This is a genomic window from Streptomyces sp. NBC_00178 (genome assembly GCF_036206005.1).
In the GTDB taxonomy this organism is placed as follows: Bacteria; Actinomycetota; Actinomycetes; order Streptomycetales; family Streptomycetaceae; genus Streptomyces.
On record NZ_CP108143.1, the window covers coordinates 6,171,246 to 6,191,419 of the forward strand.

Below are 20,174 nucleotides of genomic sequence, written 5' to 3' on the forward strand. Positions count from 1 at the left end.
TTTCCGGAGAGGCCGGTTGTGCGCCGTAGTGCCTCCCACCGGCGCATAAGCCCTCTGCGCGCGCCGTGAATGCGCCCGGTCGCGTTTGCCCCGCCTTGCCGCCTGATGCGAGAAATGGGCGGCGCAGCTGCGACGAGGGGAGCGTCACGTGGTGGGTGGGATCACTCTGGTGAAAGACGAGCCGGGAGGCACCGATTGGGGGCCGCCCGGCGCCGTGGCGGACACCGTGCCGCTCGCCGCGGCGACAAAACCCCCGTCCCCGCCGCCGCCCTCCGCCGGGGCGGCCCTGACGGCCGGTGAGATCAGTCCCCGCCGGATCCGCATGGTCTTCCTCGGACTGATGCTCACCCTGCTGCTCGCGGCGCTCGACCAGATGATCGTCGCCACGGCCCTGCCGAAGATCGTCGGCGAACTGCACGGCCTGGACAAGATGTCCTGGGCGGTCACCGCCTATCTGCTCGCCTCCACGATCGGCCTGCCGATCTACGGGAAGCTCGGGGACCTCTTCGGGCGCAAGGGCGTCTTCCAGTTCGCGATCGTCGTCTTCGTCATCGGCTCCGCCCTCGCCGGCTGGTCCCGCACGATAAACGAACTCATCGCCTTCCGCGCCGTCCAGGGCATCGGCGGCGGCGGCCTCATGATCGGTGTCCAGGCGATCATCGCCGACATCGTGCCGCCCCGTGAACGCGGCCGCTACATGGGGCTCATCGGCGCGGTGTTCGGCCTCGCGTCCGTCGCGGGCCCCCTCCTCGGCGGCTTCTTCACCGACCACGCCTCCTGGCGCTGGTGCTTCTACGTCAACGTGCCGTTCGGGCTGGTCACCCTCGCCGTCATCGCCCTGGTCCTGAAGCTTCCCAAGCCGTCCGTACGCCCCCGGCTCGACGTCCTCGGCGCCCTGCTGCTCGCCGCCGGATCGACCTGCCTGGTGCTGCTCACCAGCTGGGGCGGCACCGAGTACGCCTGGGGCTCGCGCACCGTGACCGGGCTCGCCGCCGGGGCCGTCGCATCGGCGGTGCTCTTCGTCGCCGTCGAGCACCGCGCCGCCGAACCCGTCATCCCCCTGCGGCTGTTCCGCGACTCGGTCTTCAACGTCACGGCGCTGGTGGGCGCGGTCGTCGGCGTCGCCCTCTTCGGTGCCGCCAGCTACCTGCCGACGTACCTGCAGATGGTCGAGGGCGCGAGCGCCACCGAGTCCGGCCTGCTGATGCTCCCCATGATGGGCGGCATCGTGGGCGCCTCCATCGTCTCCGGCCAGCTGATCTCCAGGACCGGCCGCTACCGGATCTTCCCGCTGCTCGGCAGCGCCGTCTCGGCCGTGGGCATGTGGCTGCTGTCCCGGCTCGACACGGGGACGTCCGCGACCGAGTACGGCATCTGGCAGGCCGTGCTCGGCATCGGCATCGGCCTGGTGATGCCGGTGCTCGTGCTCGCCGTGCAGAACTCCGTACGCCCCGCGGACCTCGGCAGTGCCACCAGCGCCAACAACTACTTCCGCCAGATCGGCGGCAGCGTGGGGGCGGCGATCTTCGGCACCCTCTTCGCCGGGCGCCTCGCCGACGCGCTGGCCGTGCGGCTGCCCGAAGGGGCCGGACTCCCCGCCGCGGAGTCCATCACCCCGCAGCTGGTGCACGCCATGGAACCGGCGCTGCGCGACGCGTACGTCCGGGCCTACGCCGACGCGATGCCCCGCATCTTCCTGTACCTCGTGCCGGTGCTCCTGCTCGGCCTGTTCCTCGCCTTCTTCCTCAAGGAGAAACCGCTGGTGTCCCACCACACCCCCCAAGCCGCGGACCCCTCGACGCCCCACTCCGCGATCCCGGCGGCGCGCATCGACCCCGCCCCGTCCACCGCCGGCGCGCTGCCGGGGATCCCGGTCCGCGGCAGCGTCCAGCACTCCGACGGCACCAAGGTGGGACACGCCGCGCTCACCCTCATCGACGTGCAGGGGCAGCAGGTCGGGCGGGGCGCGAGCGACGACGACGGGCGGTACGCGCTGGGCGCGCCGGGCGCCGGAGCGTACGTGCTCATCGCCGCGGCGGGCGGGCACCAGCCGCAGGCCGTCAGCGTCACGGTGGGCGAGCGGCCGGTGGACCTCGACGTGGTGCTCGGAGGGGCCGGGCGGCTCGCCGGCGCCGTCCTCACCCCGGACGGCGCCCCGGTCCGCGACGCGGCGGTCACCCTCACCGACGTGCGCGGCGAAGTCGTCGCGACCACCCGGACCGGACGGGAGGGCGCCTACGTCATCAGCGAGCTGGTGGCCGGTGAGTACACCCTGGCCGCCAGCGCCCCGGCCTTCCGGCCCGCCGCGCTCCCCGTGAGCGTCCAGGCGGCCAGGGAGACCCGCCAGGACATCGAACTGGCGGGCGGCGCCGTGCTGCGCGGCATCGTGCGGGCCCCCGGCGGCAGGCCCGTCGAGGACGCCCGGGTCACGCTGCTGGACGCCGCGGGCAACGTGGCCGGCACGCTCACCACCGGCGCGGACGGGGCGTTCCGGTTCGTGGACCTGTCCACCGGCGAGTACACCGTGATCGCCGCGGGATACCCGCCGGTGGCCACCGTGCTTCAACTCCCGGGCGGCGGGCGTACGGAGCGCGATCTGCAGCTGGGGCACGAGGACTGAGCACCGCACCCGGCCGGAGGCGTCCGGCCGGGCCACGCGGTCTTTGAAGCGCGCCCGCCGGGGGTGTGGTCGGCGGGGCGCGGTAGGCCCCCGTCAGCGCACCGGTGCTTCGCGGACCAGTGCCATCAGCGCCCGCGCCCCGGGGCTCATGGTCCCGGCGGGCGGGAGCACCACCACGCTGCGGTACACCGCCGGCTCCGCGCCGTCGACCTCCACCGTGACCAGACCCCGGGCCTCCGGCTTGCGGGAGAAGTGGTGCGGCACGACGGCGATCCCCAGGCCCTGGTGCACCAGCTCCAGCAGGCTGTGCACGTCGCTGACCTCCAGCGCCACCGTGCGGCGCACCCCCGCGGCGGCGAAGGCCTCGTCCGCCGCCCGCCGCGGCCCCCAGTCCGGGTGGAAGTCGATGAACGACTCGCCGTCCAGGGCGCTCCAGGCGACCGGCCGCGTCCCCGTAGCGGCCAGCGGATGCCCGGGGGCGCACAGGACGACCATCGGCTCCCGCGCCAGCGGCACGAGATCGCCCCGCCACTCCGGGGGACTGACCGTCGCGGCGAACGCCAGGTCCAGCCTGCCGCCCGCGACCCCCTCCAGCAGGCTGGACGTGCCCTCCTGCCGGAGCCGGATCTCCATGTGCGGGTGCTCCCGGCGGAACGCCCCCAGCAGCCGCGCGGGGCTCACCCCGGCGACGCACTGCTCCACCCCGAGCGTGAGCGTGCCGCGCAGCAGCCCCCGTACGGCGTCGACGGCGTCCCTCGCGGCCCTGGCGCCCGCCAGGGTGCGCTCCGCCTCGACGAGCAGTGCCTGTCCGGCCTCCGTCAGCCGGACCGAGCGTGTGGTGCGGCTGAACAGCGGCGCCCTCAGCTCCTGCTCCAGGGCCCGTACGGACGCGGACAGCCCGGACTGGGAGACGGCCAGTCGCTCGGCCGCGCGGGTGAAGTGCTGCTCCTCGGCGACGGCGACGAAGTGCTCCAGCTGACGCAGTTCCATGATTGAGCAATGTAATCGATGAATCCCAGCGGAATCTCCTGTTGGACCGCTGGATCATTCTGCGCAAGGCTGGAGCACGCGCACCAGACCTGGCGCGCCGACGCCATGTCCCGTGGAGTTCCCGCATGTACCTTCCGTCCGCCGACCGCTATTCCGCCATGCCCTACCGGCGCACCGGACGCAGCGGCCTGCTGCTGCCCGCGCTGTCGCTCGGCCTCTGGCACAACTTCGGAGGCGACCGCACGCCCGAGAGCCAGGGCGCGATCCTGCGCAGGGCCTTCGACCTGGGCATCACCCACTTCGACCTGGCGAACAACTACGGCCCCCCGCCCGGCTCGGCCGAGATCGCCATGGGCCGCGCCCTGAAGTCGGACTTCGCGGGCCTCCGGGACGAGATCGTCGTCTCGACCAAGGCGGGCTACCACATGTGGGAGGGCCCGTACGGGGAGTGGGGTTCGCGCAAGAACCTGCGCGCCTCCCTCGACCAGAGCCTCACCCGGCTGGGCCTCGACTACGTCGACATCTACTACTCGCACCGCTTCGACCCGGACACGCCGCTCGAGGAGACCATGGGTGCCCTCGACACCGCGGTCCGCCAGGGCAAGGCGCTGTACGCCGGCGTCTCCAACTACTCGGCCGAGCAGACCCGTGAGGCCGCCCGCATCCTCGGCGAGCTGGGCACCCCGCTCCTGATCCACCAGCCCCGCTACTCCATGCTGGACCGCTGGGTCGAGGACGGACTGCTGGACGCCCTGGACGAGCTGGGCGCCGGTTCCATCGCCTACTCGCCGCTGGAGCAGGGCATCCTGTCCGACCGCTACCTGCGCGGCATCCCCGAGGGTTCGCGCGCGGCGGGTACCAGCCCGTTCCTCTCGGCCGAGGCCGTCACCCCGGACCTGGTCGCCCGGCTCGGTGAGCTGAACGAGGTGGCGCGCGAGCGCGGCCAGTCCCTGGCCCAGATGGCGCTGGCCTGGGTGCTGCGCGGCGGCCGGGTGACCTCCGCGGTCGTCGGCGCCAGCAGCGTCGCCCAGCTGGAGAACAGCGTCGAGGCCCTGGGCAACCTGGAGTTCGGCGACGACGAGCTGGCCCGTATCGAGGAGCTCGTCAAGAGCACCACGCGTCCCTGACCCGGAAACCGTCCGCCGCCGTGCCTCCCCGCGCGGCGGCGGACGGCTGGCCCGCGGGACCGCGCCCGTGGGGCGGGCGACCCGGACGGGCGACTGTCACCGGACTGGACCAGTGACAGATCACGGAGGCTCTGGCCCGGTGCTGTTCCGGCGCGTACCGTGATGCGGCACGAAGATCCTCTTCCCGGAGACGGGCGGGGGACCGACCGACCAGTGACAGGACCGCGCACCGTGAAGATCCTCGTCAGCGCCGACATGGAGGGCGCCACCGGAGTGACCTGGCCGGCCGACGTGCTGCCCGGGACACCGCAGTGGGAGCGCTGCCGCTCGATGTTCACCTCCGACGTGAACGCGGCGGCGCTCGGCTTCTTCGACGGCGGCGCGGACGAGGTGCTCGTCAACGAAGCCCACTGGTCCATGCGCAACCTGCTCCTGGAGCAGCTCGACGAGCGCGTCCAGATGATCACCGGCAGACACAAGACCCTGTCGATGGTCGAGGGCATCCAGCACGGCGACGTCGACGCGCTCGCCTTCGTCGGCTACCACACCGGCGCGGGCACGGAGGGCGTGCTGGCCCACACCTACCTGGCCAACTCCGTCACCGGGGTCTGGCTGAACGGCGTCCGCGCGAGTGAGGGCCTGCTCAACGCCCATGTGGCCGCCGAATACGGTGTCCCGGTCATCCTCGTCACCGGCGACGACCTGACCTGCGTGGACGCCGGAATCTACGCCCCGGATGCCCGCAAGGTCGCGGTGAAGGACTACGTCTCGCGCTACGCGGCGGTGTGCCGCACACCCGTCCGGACCGCCGCGGACATCCGGGCGGCGGCGGCCGACGCGACCCCGCTCGCGGTGCGCCACGCACCCGTGACGGGCGGCTCCTTCACGGTGGAGCTGGAGTTCGACGCCGAGCACCTGGCGGGGGCCGCCACCGTGGTCCCCGGCGTGGCGCCGAGCGGAGAGCGGCGCGTCGCCTATACCAGCGGGACGATGTACGAAGGAATTCGCACGTTCAAGGCGGTGACGACGATCGTGTCGGCCGCCGTGGAGGAACAGTATGGCTGAGACGGGCAACCCGGACGGACCGGTCGACGAGCGGGCGCTCGACGAGTCGGTGAGGTTCACCTCCGAGCTGATCCGGATCGACACCACCAACCGCGGGGACGGCACCTGCCGGGAACGCCCGGCGGCCGAGTACGTCGCCGAACGGCTGGCCGACGCGGGCCTGGAACCCACCCTCCTGGAGCGCACCCCGGGCCGGACCAACGTGGTCGCCCGGATCGAGGGCACCGACCCGTCCGCCGACGCGCTGCTCGTGCACGGACACCTCGACGTGGTGCCCGCCGAGGCCGCCGACTGGTCGGTCCACCCCTTCTCCGGTGAGGTGCGCGACGGTGTCGTGTGGGGACGCGGCGCCGTCGACATGAAGAACATGGACGCGATGGTCCTCTCCGTCGTCCGCGCCTGGGCGCGCGCCGGAGTCCGCCCGCGCCGCGACATCGTCGTCGCCTACACGGCCGACGAGGAGGCCAGCGCGAACGACGGAGCCGGATTCCTCGCGGACCGGCACGCCGGACTCTTCGAGGGCTGCACCGAGGGCATCAGCGAGTCCGGTGCCTTCACCTTCCACGCGGGGCCGGGCCTGGCGCTCTACCCCGTCGCGGCGGGCGAGCGCGGGACGGGCTGGCTCAAGCTGACCGCCGAGGGCAAGGCCGGCCACGGTTCCAAGGTCAACAGGGCCAACGCCGTCAGCGCCCTCGCGGCCGCCGTCGCCCGCATCGGCGCGCACGAGTGGCCGGTGCGGCTGACACCGACCGTACGCGCGGCGCTCGTCGAGATCGCCGCGCTGCACCACATCCGCGTCGATCCAGACGAGCCCGGATTCGACGTGGACGAACTCCTCGGCAAGCTCGGTCCGGCCGCCGCCCTGATCGAGCCGACCATACGCAACAGCAGTAACCCGACGATGCTCGACGCCGGTTACAAGGTCAACGTGATCCCCGGACACGCCACCGCTCACATCGACGGGCGCATGGTGCCGGGTGGCGAGGACGAGTTCCGCGAGACCCTCGACCGGCTGACCGGGCCCGGTGTCCGGTGGGAGTTCGACCACAAGGAGGTCGCGCTCGAAGCACCGGTGGACTCACCGACGTACGCCGGGATGCGGGCCGCGCTGGAGCTGTTCGACCCGGACGCCCACGTCGTCCCGTTCTGCATGTCGGGCGGCACGGACGCCAAGCAGTTCTCCCGGCTCGGGATCACCGGCTACGGCTTCTCACCGCTCAAGCTGCCCGTCGGCTTCGACTACCAGGCGCTGTTCCACGGGGTCGACGAGCGGGTCCCCGTCGACGCCCTGCACTTCGGCGTCCGGGTCCTGGACCACTTCCTGCGCAACGCCTGACCGACTACGGGGGGAATCCACATGGTGACCACAGCGGCGTACGGCACGTGGCCGTCACCGGTCGACGCGGCACTCGCCGCCTCGCACGACGGCAAGCCCGAGTTCGTCGGCACCGTCGGCGGCGAGATCTGGTGGACGGAGCCGCGCCCGGCCGAGGGCGGCCGCCGCGCGCTCGTGCGCCGCAGGGCCGACGGCGGCACCGAGTCCGTCCTCCCCGAACCGTGGAACCCGCGCAGCCGCGTGATCGAGTACGGCGGCACCCCGTGGGCCGGGGCGGCACGGGACGAGGGCGGGCCCCTGGTCGTCTTCGTCCACCACGCCGACCAGCGGCTGTACGCCTACGAGCCGGACGGGCAGGGCGGGCCGCGCCCGCTCACCCCGGTGTCCGGCACCGGTGAGGGGCTGCGCTGGGTGGATCCGGAGGTGCACCTCGACCGCGGTGAGGTGTGGTGCGTGCTGGAGGAGTTCACCGGGGACGCGCCCACCGACGTGCGCCGGGTGATCGCCGCGGTACCGCTCGACGGATCCGCGTCGGACGACCGCGCCGCCGTACGCGAACTCAGCGACGACCGGCACCGGTTCGTCACCGGTCCCCGGCTCTCGCACGACGGCCGGCGCGTCGCCTGGATCGCCTGGGACCACCCGGCGATGCCGTGGGACGGCACCGTCGTGATGGTCGCCGAGGTCACACCGGAGGGTGCCTTCAACGGGGTTCGCCCCCTGGTCGGGGCCACGGACGAGTCGGTCGTCCAGGTGGAGTGGGACCGGGACGGCTCGCTGGTCTTCGTCTCGGACCTCGGCGGCTGGTGGGAACTCCAGCGCATCAGGCCGGACGCCGTGGCCGGCGGGGTCGTGCCCACCACCCGGCTCTGCGCCGTGCGCGACGAGGAGTTCGGCGGGCCGCTGTGGAGGATCGGCCTGCGCTGGTTCCGGCTGCTGGACAACGGCCTGGTCGCCGTCATCCACGGCCGGGGCACCACCTCGCTCGGCGTGCTCGATCCGGAGACCGGCGAACTCGTCGACGCCGTGGGCCCCTGGACCGCCTGGGCCGAGACCCTCGCCGTGCAGGACACCCGGGTCATCGGGATCGCGGCGAGCCCTCACACGTCGTACGAGGTGGTGGAGCTGGACACCGCCACCGGCCACGCCCGGACCATCGGTTCGCCCCATCAGGACGCGGTGGATCCCGCCTACTGCCCCGAGCCCGTCATCCGGACCTTCACGGGGCCGGGCGGGCGCGAGATCCACGCACACGTGTACCCGCCGCGCCACCCCGACCGCACCGGGCCGGAGGGTGAGCCGCCGCCGTACGTCATCTGGGCCCACGGCGGACCCACCGGCCGCTCCCCGCTGGTGCTCGACCTGGAGATCGCCTACTTCACCTCCCGGGGCTTCGGCGTCGCCGAGGTCAACTACGGCGGATCGACCGGGTACGGCCGCGCCTACCGCGAACGGCTCCGCGAGCAGTGGGGGGTGGTGGACGTCGAGGACTGCGCCGCCGTCGCGCTGGGCCTGGCGGACGAGGGCTCGGCGGACCGTGACCGCCTGGCCATCCGGGGCGGCAGTGCCGGAGGCTGGACGGCCGCCGCGTCGCTCACCGGCACGGACGTCTACGCCTGCGGGGCGATCAGCTACCCGATCCTCGACCTGGCGGGGTGGGCGACCGGCGAGACGCACGACTTCGAGTCCCAGTACCTGGAATCGCTCGTGGGCCCGTACGCGGAGGTGCCGGAGCGCTACCGCGAGCGTTCCCCCGTCCACCGCGTCGACGGTCTCACCGCCCCGTTCGTACTCCTCCAGGGGCTCGACGACCCGATCTGCCCGCCCGCCCAGTGCGACCGCTTCCTCGCGGCGATCGAGGGGCGCGGGGTGCCGCACGCCTACCTCGCCTTCGAGGGGGAGAGCCACGGTTTCCGGCGCGCGGACACCGTGAAGCGCGCACTGGAGGCGGAACTCTCCCTCTACGCGCAGACGTTCGGCATCGACCTCCCCGACGTGCCGCGACTGGAGCTGAAGCCGTGACCCTGGAACCGCTCGTCCGCCCGGCGCGGCTGAGGCCCGGAGCCCGGGTCGCCGTGGTCGCCCCCAGCGGGCCCGTGCCCGCCGACCGGCTGGAGCGCGGCCTCGACCTGCTACGGGGCTGGGACCTCGATCCGGTGGTCGCGCCCCACGTGCGCGACACGCACCCGGAGCTGGGCCACCTCGCGGGCACGGACGAGAACCGCGCCCGGGACCTCCAGGACGCGTGGTGCGACCCGTCGATCGACGCAGTGCTGTGCGCGCGAGGCGGATACGGGGCCCACCGCATGGTCGACCTGCTGGACTGGCCGGCGATCCGGGCCGCCGGGCCCAAGGTCTTCGTCGGCTACAGCGACATCACCGTCCTGCACGAGGCGTTCGCGCTGCGGGCCGGGTTCTCGACCCTCCACGGTCCGATGGTCGCCACCGAGGTGTTCCTCAAGGACGAGGCCACGCGGGACAGCCTGCGGTCCACCCTGTTCGAGCCCGACTCGGTGCGCACCCTGGGGCTGGACGGGGCGGCCGCGCTGGTCCCCGGACGCGCCCGGGGTGTCACCTACGGCGGCTGCGTGAGCCTGCTCGCCGCCGACGCCGGCACCCCTGGAGCCCGGGTGTCCGCGCGTGGCGGCCTGCTCATGATCGAGGACATCACCGAGGAGGCGTACCGCCTCGACGGCATCCTGACGCGGTTGCTGCGCATCGGCGCGCTGGACGGGATATCGGGGGTGGCGTGCGGGTCGTGGCAGGACTGCGGGCCCTACGAGCAGGTGCGGGCGGTACTCGCCGACCGGCTCGGCGGGCTCGGTGTCCCGGTCGTCGAGGAGCTGGGCTTCGGCCACGGCCCCACGGCGCTGACCGTCCCGCTCGGCCTGCCCGCCGTGCTCGACGGGCCTGCGGACGGCGGCCGCTGCACCCTGACGGTCCAGGTGCCCGCGCTGGTCTGACGTCATGTCAGGTGCTGCGCCCACCGTGCGGGCCGGTGGCCCGACCCGCGTGCCTCGCGCGGCGCGGAGGCGAAGTCGTCCTGTGAAACCCCGCCCCCGTGCGTTGACATCGGTATGAGCCATGTCACAGCATGGGCCGGGCCCGGTACTTACCGGTCGGTAAGGTGTCCTCGGTGTGGAGGTCCATGTGTCGCGTGCCGTGTCCAGATTCCGCCGTCCGCTCACCTTGCTCGCCGGGGCGGCACTGCTCGCCCCCCTCGCCCTGACCGGTGCCCCCGGGGCGTCGGCGGCGGACCGGTACACCGTCACCCCACTGGAGTTCACCGTGCGCGCGGGCGACCGCACCTGCACCGTGGACGCCGACCTCTACCGGCCGGCCGGCGTCGACGCGCAGCACCCCGCCCCGGCCGTCCTCGCCACCAACGGATTCGGCGGCAGCAAGTCCGACGGCTCGACCGACACCATCGGCCGGGCGTTCGCCGAACGCGGCTACGTCGGCCTCGTCTACTCCGGCCTGGGCTTCGGCAGGTCGGGCTGCCTCATCACGCTGGACGACCCCGCGATCGACGGCAGGGCCGCCTCCGGCCTCGTCGACTTCCTCGCCGGCACCCGCGCGGCCGACGACGGGACGAAGGCCGACTACGTCACCACGGACGCGCCGGGCGACCCCGTGGTCGGCATGATCGGCGGCTCCTACGGAGGAGCGGTCCAGCTCGCCACCGCCTCCGCCGACGACCGCGTGGACGCGCTCGTCCCGCTGATCACCTGGAACGACCTGGCGTACTCGCTCGCACCCAACGCGGCCGGGGCGACCAGGGGCGTCTCCTCCGACACTCCCGGTGTCTTCAAGTGGCAGTGGACCAACGGCTTCTACCTGATGGGCGAGGGACAGCCCCTGCTGGTGCCCGGCCTCGACCCGTCCCGGTTCGGCAGCCCCGCCTGCCTGCACTTCGCCGCGCAGGCGTGCGAGACCATCCGCCTCCTGAACTCCGGCCGCTACCCGGCCGCCGCGACCCGCGACATGCTGACGTACGCGCGGAGCGTCTCCCCGGTCTCCTATCTGTCCGGCGTCACGGCGCCGGTCCTGCTCGTGCAGGGCCAGGCCGACAGCCTGTTCAACCTCAACGAGGCCACCGCCACCTACCGCACCCTGAAGGCCCAGGGCACCACGACGAAGATGATCTGGCAGTCCTGGGGCCACAGCGGCGGTTCGGTGCCCGGTGAACTCGACCTCGCCACCGGCAACCTGGAGACCAGCTACGTCGGACAGCGGATCCTCGCCTGGTTCGACCGCTACCTCCGGCACGACACGTCCACCGCCACCGGGCCCGAGTTCGCCTACTACCGTGACTGGGCCTCCGGTTACGGCACGGCGGCGGCCGTGCCCGGCACGTCCCGCACGATGTACCTCTCCGGCGACGGAGCCCTCGTGGACAGCCGCGCGGAGGTCGTCCGGGGGAGCCGCACGTACACCAACTGGCTCCTGCCGAGCAGCCACTCGGAGAGCTCCCTGGCCGGCGTCATCGGCCTGCCCGACCGGGCGCCGTACGACATCAAGGGCACCTACCTCGACTGGACGGGCGCGCCCCTGACGGCCCCGCTCGACGTGGTCGGCGCCCCGAGGGCCACGCTGAAGGTCGTGTCCCCGAAGGCACGGCGCGCCCAGGGCAGCGGCGACGCCGCCGACCGGCTGGTGCTGTTCACGAAGATCTACGACGTGGCACCGGACGGGACCCAGAAGCTCGTGAACCGCCTGGTCGCGCCCGTACGCGTCCCGGACGTCACCCGCCCCTTCACCGTGGACCTGCCCGGCATCGTGCACCGCTACGCGACCGGGCACCGGCTGCGGTTCGTGATCGCCGCGAGCGACGACGCCTACTTCGGCAACCGCGGCGTCAAGCCCGTCACCGTCGTCAGCACCCCCCAGGACACCGGGGTCCTGGAGCTCCCCGTCGTCCGCTGACCTCACCCGTACGGCCCGCTCCACCGCTCGCCGGGCCGGGGGCGGATGCATCCTGGGGGCCGGGGACCGCCGCTCCCGGCCCCGGACCCCCAGAACCCAGCGAAAGGGCCGCGCATGAGCCCCAAGGACGTATCCAGCGGCACCGGGGCCTTCACGCCCGCGCGCATCGCCGTCACCCTGCTCGCGGTGCTGGCCCTCGTCTTCATCTGCGTGAACACGGACGAGGTCACCATCCGTGTGATCATCCCCGAGGTCACCATGCCGCTCTGGGCGGCGCTGCTCGGCGTCTTCGTCGCCGGACTTCTCTGCGGGGCCTACTTCTTCCGCAGGAGGGCCCGCCGGTAGGCGTCCCGCCCCGTTCGTCCGGGCCGGCGGGGCCCGGCCGGGACGCCTCCGCCCGCGCACTTCGAAAGCGCACACTTGAAAGGGACCCCCCGGGGTACCCGCCGGTGTGAACGGGGTGCGGGCGGCAAAAGGGGTGCGAAGGTGCGGACTGTCGGTGTCGAGGAAGAGCTGCTGCTCGTGGACGCGGAGAGCGGTGAGCCGCAGGCGCTGTCGACGGCGGTGCTGGCCCTGGCCGAACGGCGGGCCGGGGGCGAGTCCGCCTTCGAGTCGGAGCTCCACGATCAGCAGCTGGAGTTCGCCACCCGGCCGTGCGCCACGATGACGGACATCGCCGACGAGATACACCGCTCACGGGACGAGGCGGCGCGCAGCGCCGCGCACGCCGGAGCCACCGTGGCGGCCCTGGCCACCTCCCCGCTCCCGGTGAGCCCCTCGATCGGGGAGGACGAGCGCTACCGCTGGCTGGCGGAGCGGTTCGGCCTGACCGCGCAGGAGCAGCTGACGGGCGGCTGCCACGTGCACGTGTCGGTGGACTCCGACGAGGAGGGCGTCGCCGTGCTCGACCGGATGCGCGCCTGGCTCCCGGTCCTGCTGGCCCTGAGCGCGAACTCCCCCTTCTGGCAGGGCCAGGACACGTCCTACGGCAGCTACCGGAGCAGGGTCTGGGGGCGCTGGCCGTCCGCGGGACCGGTGGAGGTGTTCGGTTCCGCCGACGCCTATCACGAGAGGGTGAGCGCCCTGGTCGGCACCGGAGTGCTGCGCGACGAGGGGATGATCTACTTCGACGCCCGGCTCTCGCACCGCTACCCCACCGTGGAGATCCGCGTCGCCGACGTGTGCCTGGACTCCGCCGACACCGTGCTGCTGGCCACGCTCGCGCGGGGTCTCGTCGAGACGGCCGCACGCGACTGGCGCAGCGGGAAGGAGCCGGACCCGGTGGCCGTGAGCATGCTGCGCATGGCTGCCTGGCAGGCCGGCCGCTCCGGCATGGACGGAGACCTGCTCGACCCCCGCACCATGCGCCCCGCGCCCGCGGCCGACGTGGCGCGCGCCCTGCTCGCCCACGTCAGCGACGCCCTGGAGGCGAGCGGCGACCTCGGATCGGCGGAGAAGGCGCTGCGGGACGTGGAGACCAGGGGCACCGGGGCGCGGACCCAGCGTGACCTGCTGGCGAGCTCGGGCAGCCTGCGCACCGCTGTGACGGAGTGCGCGGCCAGGACGCGGGGCTGACGCGGGCGGCGCGGGGGAGTCTTCGGCGGGGTCCGTCACCGGGGCCCGTCGAGGCCCTTCGCCTGTGCGTCGACCACGTCACCCAGCCGGGCCAGCATCGCCCGGTGCCGGAGCTGGAGCGCGGCGTCGACGACCACGTTGTGCAGGATGCCGCCGAGACCCTGCAGCGGGTGCTCGTTCAGGATCACGAGCGTCTCGTCGCCCCAGGGGCGGATGTCGAAGGCGATCCGCGCCGTGCCCAGCGGGCCGCTGTGCGCCTCCAGTTCGAGTGCTCCCGGACGCTCCAGTCGGCGCACGGTCGTCCGTCCCCGGAAGTCCTTCGGGCCGAGTCGCAGGGTGTACTCGATGGACGAGCCGACCTGTGGCCACTGCCCTTCCAGCGGACGGGAATCCTGCGTGCCGACCACCCACCTGCCGTACAGCCCGGGTTGCTCGAGGACCGCCCACAGGGCCGAGGGCGGGTGGTGGATCACATGGTGACGCATGGCCATGGACGCCTCCGCGCTCGGACATCGGAACGGATCGGGACGACGGGCGTAGTCTCCGGCAACCGTACAACGCGTCCCCCCGGCCCACATCTCATGAGCCCACCGCGCCCAGGAGCCCGGCGTCCGGCCCGGGCCGGAAAACCGGAGACACCGGCGGGCCGCGCGGGCGAGTATGAGCCGCATGCGCCCACTCGTCGTCCTCGACGCCCCGTCGAACCTGGGACTCCGTCCTCCCGCCCCCGGCACGGTGCCCGGCTGCTACAAGCTGGCCGGGGCGCTCCGCGAACAGCACATCGTGCGGCGGCTCGGGGCGTCGGAGGGCGGGGTCGTCGTACCGCCGCGCTACGACCGGGGTGACTGGCGGGAGGGCGACGGGGTCTTCAACGCCGCGGCCCTCGCCGGCTACACCCGCACGCTGGCCGACCGCATCGAGCGCCACGTCAGGGCGGGTGAATTCCCGGTGGTCCTCGGTGGGGACTGCTCCATCCAGCTCGGCGCCACCCTCGCGCTGCGGCGTATCGGCCGGTACGGGCTCGCCGCCGTCGACGGCTCCGCCGACTTCCGGCACACCGGCAACAGCACCGCGATCGGAGCGGCGGGCGGAGAGGAACTGGCCCTCTCCACCGGCCGGGGGCAGGCCGACCTCACCGACCTGGAAGGGCTGGGGCCCTACCTGCGGGACGAGGACGTCAGGCTCTTCGGGATGAGGGAGTACGACGAGGACCGTGCGGAGCTGGCCGCGCTGGGGATCAGCAACGCGACGGTCGGTGAGATCAGGGAACGCGGCCCCGCACGCGTCGCCGCGGAGGCGGTACGGAGCCTGGAGATCCCCGCCCTCGACGGCTTCTGGGTCCACCTCGACGCCGACGTCCTCGACCCGTCCGTCATGCCGGCCGTCGACAGCCCCGACGACGGAGGGCTGTTCCCCGGCGAACTCGCCCCGCTCCTGCGCACGCTCGTCGGCTCGCCGCGCTGCGTCGGGCTGAACGTCACGATCTACGACCCCGACCTGGACCCCGACGGCACGGCGGGCGCCCTGCTCACCGACCTGGTCGTCGGCGCCTTCGCCGAGGCTGACCCGGACGGGCGGGAACGCCCCGCCGGCGGATGAACCCTGCCCGCCGAGCCGCGGCGGGACGGTACGCGGGGCCTGCCGGGTGCCCGTCGGCCCCGTCAGGCGGGTACGTTCCGGTCGACGTACTCGAAGACCGAACCGTCCGGATGCAGGGCGATCAGATTGCGTCCGGCCGGTGTGGGCACCGGTCCGGCGATGACCCTCGCGCCCACCCTGTTCAGTGCGGCATGGGCCTCGTCGACGTCCTTGACCGCGATCGTCGCCGAGACCTTGCGCAGCACCTCCAGCTCGGACTCCGGGCCGCTCATGAGCAGGAAGCAGCCGATCGCGGCCACCGAGACCCCGCCGCGCTCGAAGCGCAGGGCCGGGGTGCTCGTCAGGCCCTCGTAGAAGGCCACCGAGGCCTCCAGGTCGTCGACGCAGATACGCAGCGTGGTTCCCAGGATCTCCATGCCCACGAGGGTAGTTGCCCGGCTCGCGGCGTGTGATCGGTTCGGCGGGTCGGCACTGTCCCCGTGCGGCGGGCGCGCGCGGGGACAGTGCCTGCGCCGCGCCCGGGACAGCGCTCGCGACGACGTCCGGCATCGCGCCGCCGCCACGTCGGGAAATCGAGCCCGGGGTCAGGCCCGGCAGAGGATCTCGCCGTGCGGCACCATGAACCACCCGTCCGGCTCCGCGCCCCAGGCGCGCCAGGCCGCCGCGACGGCGGTCAGCTGTTCCGGGCTCGCGTGCCCGCCGTCCACCGCCAGCTCCCCGTAACGCGACGCCGTCGTGCGGTCCGCCCACAGGCCGCTCCACCAGGCGCGGTTCTCCGGGGTGGCGAAGCACCAGGCGGCGGCCGTCGGGGTGATGTCGGTGAAGCCCGCCCGGCGGGCCCAGGACAGCAGCCGGCGCCCCGCGTCCGGCTCGCCGCCGTTGGCGCGGGCCACCCGGCCGTAGAGGTCCAGCCACTCCGGCATCCCGGGAACCTCCGGATACCAGGTCATGGCCGCGTAGTCGCTGTCGCGGGCCGCCACGAGGCCACCTGGGCGGCACACCCGCCGCATCTCACGGAGCGCCTGCACCGGGTCACCCACGTGCTGGAGCACCTGATGCGCGTGGACCACGTCGAAGGAGTCGTCGGGGAAGTCGAGGGCGTGGACGTCCGCGACGGCGAACCCGACGTTGTCCAGGCCCCGTTCGACGGCGGTCCGCGTCGCTCCCTCGAGGACCTCCCGGCTCGTGTCGACGGCGGTGACGCGTCCCGGCGCCACCAGTCCGGCGAGATCCGCGGTGATGGTGCCGGGCCCGCAGCCCACGTCCAGGACAGCCATCCCCGGGCGGAGTTCACCGGTCAGGTACGCCGCCGAGTTCGCGGCGGTCCGCCAGCGGTGCGAGCGCAGCACGGACTCGTGGTGGCCGTGGGTGTAGACGGCGCTTTCCTCAGGCATGGCCGTACGTCCTCTCTCGGACATCGTTCGCGGGCGACGGTGACAACCGTACGCCGTGATGTCGCATCCTGAGATGGGCGTCTCACCATTCGATCGGCTGTCAGGCGGGCATGGGGCAGTACACGGTGAGCGCCTCCGGCAGCTTGTCGATCATCAACTCCGTCTCGGAGTGGGCGACTTCGCCGTCGAACGCGTAGGGAGTGCCCGGTGTGAGGCCGGAGAGCCGCACCCTGCGGCGGCGTACGGCCGCGTGCGCGGGGGAGCGGGACAGGGGCCCCGCGAACGCCGCGGCGAGCAGCCGGAGCCCGGGCGTCCGGCCGCCGTGCACGACGCGTACGTCGAGCAGGCCGTCCGCCAGGTTGTGCCGGCGGCCGGGGTTGGGGCCCACCCGCTGGAACAGTCCGTTGCCGACGAAGAGCAGCCACAGCGGCCGCTGCTTCCCGTGGAACTCGGCGGTCAGCGGGCGCGAGCCGCGCAGTGCCTCGAAGGCCGCGAGGACGCCGGCGGGCCAGCCGCCGATGCGGGGCGACCAGTGCTCCCGGGTCCGGACGAGTTCGGGGTAGACGCCCAGACTGAAGGCGTTGAGGAAGTATCCGGGAGCCCCGCCCGGACCCTCCGGGCCCGGCCGGAAGCGGCCCAGGTCGACCCGGACCGCGTCTCCGGCGGTGATCGCCGCGACGGTGTCCTGCACCGTCTCGATGCCCAGGTCGTAGGCGAAGTGGTTCAGGGTCCCGCCCGGGAAGACGGCCAGGGGCACGCCGTGGGTGGTGGCGACCGCCGCCGCCATGTTGACCGTGCCGTCACCTCCGCACACCCCGAGGGCCTTGCCCTGTTCCGCGGCCTTCCGCAGGCACCCCGGCAGGTCGGCCGGCGCACACTCCACCGTCGCCGCGAGCGGCAGGGCGTCGCGGATCAGCGCCGCCGCCGCGGTCGCCGAGCCGGACTCGCGGTTCACGACGACCACCAGGTCCTGCCCCCCCGGGAGGGCCGGTGCCTCGGCCGGCGGTCTGCCGGGCGCGGGCAGCTGTCCACGGGTCGGTACGACCCCCCGCAGTGCGAAGGCCGCCCCCACCCCCAGTGCGGCCCCGGCGACCACGTCGCTCGGATAGTGGACCCCCGTGTAGACGCGGGAGGCCGCCACGGCCGCCGCGACCGGGGCGACGACCGCGCCCCAGCCCTTCGATTCGAGCGCCACACCGGTCGCGAAGGCCGCGGCCGAGGCGGCGTGGCCGGACGGGAAGGACGTGGTGTACGGCTGCCGCTTCAGCTGCCGCATGACCGGAACGAGATCCACTATCGGGCGCTCCCTGCGGACCGCCCCCTTGCCCACGGTGTTGATGGCGGCGGAGGCGACGGCCAGCGAGGCGACTCCGCGCAGCGCCGCCCTGCGGGACCGGGCGCTGCTGCCCAGCGCCGCCATGCCGGCGGCGGCCCCGAACCACAGCAGGCCGTGGTTGGCGCTGCGGCTCAGACGCGGCAGCAGGGGATCGGCGCCCGGCCAGTGGCGGTCCGCCACGCGCTGGAACGCGGCGAGATCGCGCTGGTGGAACCAGGTCCGCCAGCCGCCGGGCGGGGAGAAGCTGCTCGATGTCGACATGGGACAGCGAATACCCTGCGACCGCGCGGTGAACCAGGAGGCACGCAGACGGCCCTCCATCGAATTCGGGTGGATCGTTCATGATCTTCCGTTCTGTCCGCGCTGCAGCCGCTCCGTCTCGCGGAAAGCGTTGCCCCGGCAAGTTCGGTGCGGCTAGCCTGCGTTCGTGATGCCGGTCATTGACCGGAATGTCGAACAAGATAGGCGGGCGATCATGGGGCGACTCGTCCCTGCGGTAACCAGGGCTCTCGATGTGCTCGAACTCTTCCTCCAGGGTGAGGGCACTCTCTCCGCGCCCGAGGTCACCCGCAAGCTCCAGCTGCCGCGGACCACGGTCCACGAACTGCTCACCACGCTGGCGGCGCGTTCCTACCTGGTCGCGGTGCCGGAACAGCCCGGCCGCTACCGGCTCGGCGTGCGCACCTACCAGCTCGGCAGCAGGTACGCCGAGCAGCTCGACCTCGCGGCCGAGGGGCAGCAGGTGGCCCGCGAGGTCGCGGAGACCTGCGGCGAGACGGTCCACGTGGCGATCCTGGAGGGCACCGAGGTCATCTACATCGCGAAGGTGGACTCCACCCACGCCGTGCGCATGGTCTCGGCCGCGGGCCGCAAGCTGCCCGCCCACTGCACCGCCGTCGGCAAGCTGCTGCTCGCCGCCCTGCCGGAGGCCGAGCTCGACGCGCGCCTCGACGGGCGCGAGCTCGTCGCCATGACCGACAACAGCCTCACCGACGCCGCCGAGCTGCGGGCGGCGCTCGCGGCGGTGCGCGAACGGGGCGTCGCCGTCGAGCACCGTGAGTCGAACCCCGACGTCAGCTGCGTGGCCGCACCGGTGCGTGACCGGTCCGGACGCGTCGTCGCCGCGCTCTCCATCTCCGTGCCCATGATCCGCTGGAGCGAGGAGCGCGAGGCGGAACTCGCGCGGCTCGCCGCGGGCGGCGCCGACGCGCTGTCCGGCAGGCTCGGCCACCACGGGGGGCAGGCGTGACACCCCGTCCGGAGGTCGCCGTGCGTGCCTTCGCCGAGCTCGGCGAAGGGCCCACCTGGGACGCCGCGGCCGAGCGGCTGATCTGGGTCGACATACTCTCGGCCCGGGTCCACACGTATCACCCCTCCACCGGCCGGCGCACCGTCATGGCGGCCGGACAGCACGTCGGAGCGGCGAAGCCCCGGGCGGGCGGCGGCCTCGTGACCGTCCTGCGCGACGGCATCGGCCTGTACGACGACCGGGGCGCCTTCTCGTGGCTGGTCCACGCTCCCGTTCCCGGGCGCCGGGGCAACGACGCCGCCGTGGCGCCGGACGGCGCGCTCTGGGCGGGCAGCATGCGCTACGACGAGGCGGAGGGCGGCGGGAACCTGGCGCGCATAGCGCCCGACGGGTCCGTGACGGGCGTCCTGGACTCCGTGACGGTCAGCAACGGCACCGGTTGGAGTCCGGACGGCCGGCTCATGTACTACATCGACACGCCGACGCGGCGCATCGACGTCTTCGACGTGGACGGTGAGCGCGTCACCGGCCGGCGCCCGTTCGCCGTCGTCGAACCCGGGTCGGGGTGGCCCGACGGGCTGACCGTGGACGCCGAGGGCGGTGTGTGGGTGGCTTTCTGGGACGGCGCCGCCGTACGCCGCTACCGGCCCGACGGCCGGCTGGACCGGGTCGTGGAACTGCCGGTCCGGCGCCCCACGGCCTGCGCGTTCGGCGGGCCCGGCCTGCGGGACCTGTACATCTCCACCGCCCGCACGGGCCTGGAGGCACCCCACCCGCTGTCCGGCTCCCTGCTCGTGCTCCCGGACGTGGGGCAGGGGCTGTCGGGAACGCCGTTCGCCGGGTGAGCGCTGCGGGGAACGCCGTCCGCGGGGGGCCGGCTGCCGGGTGGGCCGGTCACCGGGTCGGCGTGGCCGGAGGCGCCGTTCACCGTACCGACGGGGTGCGTGCGGCCGGTGG

At 73.4% G+C, this 20,174-nt stretch carries 17 protein-coding genes; 12 read left to right on the forward strand and 5 right to left on the reverse strand.

Annotated elements, in window-relative coordinates:
- Positions 1 to 148: 148 nt before the first annotated feature.
- Positions 149 to 2,620, forward strand: a complete 2,472-nt coding sequence (locus tag OHT61_RS26995) for an MFS transporter (protein ID WP_329041779.1) — start codon at positions 149 to 151, stop codon at positions 2,618 to 2,620.
- Between the two features lie 93 nt (positions 2,621 to 2,713).
- Here OHT61_RS26995 and OHT61_RS27000 read toward each other — a convergent pair whose 3' ends face one another.
- Complete coding sequence (locus OHT61_RS27000; RefSeq protein ID WP_329041781.1) at positions 2,714 to 3,610, reverse strand: LysR family transcriptional regulator; 897 nt, start codon at positions 3,608 to 3,610, stop codon at positions 2,714 to 2,716.
- 125 nt (positions 3,611 to 3,735) lie between these two features.
- Between OHT61_RS27000 and OHT61_RS27005 the strand changes: the two genes are divergently transcribed.
- From OHT61_RS27005 to OHT61_RS27040, 8 genes are all read left to right on the forward strand, one after another.
- The gene (locus tag OHT61_RS27005; protein WP_329041782.1) at positions 3,736 to 4,737 is read left to right on the forward strand and encodes an aldo/keto reductase; all 1,002 of its coding nucleotides are present in this window, start codon (positions 3,736 to 3,738) and stop codon (positions 4,735 to 4,737) included.
- Between the two features lie 231 nt (positions 4,738 to 4,968).
- Positions 4,969 to 5,802 carry a M55 family metallopeptidase gene (locus OHT61_RS27010; protein WP_329041783.1) on the forward strand — a complete coding sequence of 278 codons (834 nt, stop codon included), beginning with the start codon at positions 4,969 to 4,971 and terminating at the stop codon, positions 5,800 to 5,802.
- Complete coding sequence (locus OHT61_RS27015; protein ID WP_329041784.1) at positions 5,795 to 7,138, forward strand: M20/M25/M40 family metallo-hydrolase; 1,344 nt, start codon at positions 5,795 to 5,797, stop codon at positions 7,136 to 7,138. The genes OHT61_RS27010 and OHT61_RS27015 overlap by 8 nt, the downstream gene beginning before the upstream one ends.
- Before the next feature lie 21 nt (positions 7,139 to 7,159).
- Complete coding sequence (locus tag OHT61_RS27020) at positions 7,160 to 9,160, forward strand: S9 family peptidase (RefSeq protein ID WP_329041785.1); 2,001 nt, start codon at positions 7,160 to 7,162, stop codon at positions 9,158 to 9,160.
- Positions 9,157 to 10,101 (forward strand): S66 peptidase family protein, encoded by a 945-nt coding sequence (locus OHT61_RS27025; protein ID WP_329041786.1) that lies wholly within the window; start codon positions 9,157 to 9,159, stop codon positions 10,099 to 10,101. The genes OHT61_RS27020 and OHT61_RS27025 overlap by 4 nt, the downstream gene beginning before the upstream one ends.
- Positions 10,102 to 10,276: 175 nt before the next feature.
- Positions 10,277 to 12,064, forward strand: coding sequence for a CocE/NonD family hydrolase (locus tag OHT61_RS27030; RefSeq protein ID WP_329041788.1), 1,788 nt, complete (start codon positions 10,277 to 10,279; stop codon positions 12,062 to 12,064).
- Positions 12,065 to 12,178: 114 nt separating this feature from the next.
- Complete coding sequence (locus OHT61_RS27035; protein ID WP_329041790.1) at positions 12,179 to 12,409, forward strand: LapA family protein; 231 nt, start codon at positions 12,179 to 12,181, stop codon at positions 12,407 to 12,409.
- 141 nt (positions 12,410 to 12,550) lie between these two features.
- Entirely contained in the window at positions 12,551 to 13,639 is a 1,089-nt protein-coding gene (locus OHT61_RS27040) for a glutamate--cysteine ligase 2 (protein WP_329041792.1), read from the forward strand.
- Positions 13,640 to 13,674: 35 nt separating this feature from the next.
- Here the strand turns inward: OHT61_RS27040 and OHT61_RS27045 are convergent, their stop codons facing one another.
- On the reverse strand, positions 13,675 to 14,130 hold the full coding sequence (locus OHT61_RS27045; protein ID WP_329041793.1) for an SRPBCC family protein: 456 nt from the start codon (positions 14,128 to 14,130) through the stop codon (positions 13,675 to 13,677).
- Positions 14,131 to 14,308: 178 nt separating this feature from the next.
- Here OHT61_RS27045 and OHT61_RS27050 point away from each other — a divergent pair, with 178 nt between their 5' ends.
- On the forward strand, positions 14,309 to 15,238 hold the full coding sequence (locus OHT61_RS27050; RefSeq protein WP_329041794.1) for an arginase family protein: 930 nt from the start codon (positions 14,309 to 14,311) through the stop codon (positions 15,236 to 15,238).
- Between the two features lie 62 nt (positions 15,239 to 15,300).
- Here OHT61_RS27050 and OHT61_RS27055 read toward each other — a convergent pair whose 3' ends face one another.
- From OHT61_RS27055 to OHT61_RS27065, 3 genes are all read right to left on the reverse strand, one after another.
- Positions 15,301 to 15,654 carry a VOC family protein gene (locus tag OHT61_RS27055; RefSeq protein ID WP_329041795.1) on the reverse strand — a complete coding sequence of 118 codons (354 nt, stop codon included), beginning with the start codon at positions 15,652 to 15,654 and terminating at the stop codon, positions 15,301 to 15,303.
- 168 nt (positions 15,655 to 15,822) lie between these two features.
- Positions 15,823 to 16,632, reverse strand: a complete 810-nt coding sequence (locus OHT61_RS27060; protein ID WP_329041796.1) for a class I SAM-dependent methyltransferase — start codon at positions 16,630 to 16,632, stop codon at positions 15,823 to 15,825.
- A 100-nt stretch (positions 16,633 to 16,732) separates the two neighbouring features.
- A complete protein-coding gene (locus OHT61_RS27065) occupies positions 16,733 to 18,229 on the reverse strand; it encodes a bifunctional phosphatase PAP2/diacylglycerol kinase family protein (RefSeq protein WP_329041797.1) in 1,497 nt (498 codons plus the stop codon).
- Between the two features lie 214 nt (positions 18,230 to 18,443).
- On the opposite strand from OHT61_RS27065, the gene OHT61_RS27070 reads away from it, so the two are divergent.
- Together OHT61_RS27070 and OHT61_RS27075 are read left to right on the forward strand one after the other, a co-directional pair.
- On the forward strand, positions 18,444 to 19,217 hold the full coding sequence (locus OHT61_RS27070; protein WP_329041798.1) for an IclR family transcriptional regulator: 774 nt from the start codon (positions 18,444 to 18,446) through the stop codon (positions 19,215 to 19,217).
- Positions 19,214 to 20,062: an SMP-30/gluconolactonase/LRE family protein gene (locus OHT61_RS27075; protein ID WP_329041799.1), complete on the forward strand. Its 849-nt coding sequence runs from the start codon at positions 19,214 to 19,216 to the stop codon at positions 20,060 to 20,062. Before OHT61_RS27070 ends, OHT61_RS27075 begins: the two co-directional genes overlap by 4 nt.
- The last annotated feature ends 112 nt before the right edge of the window (positions 20,063 to 20,174 follow it).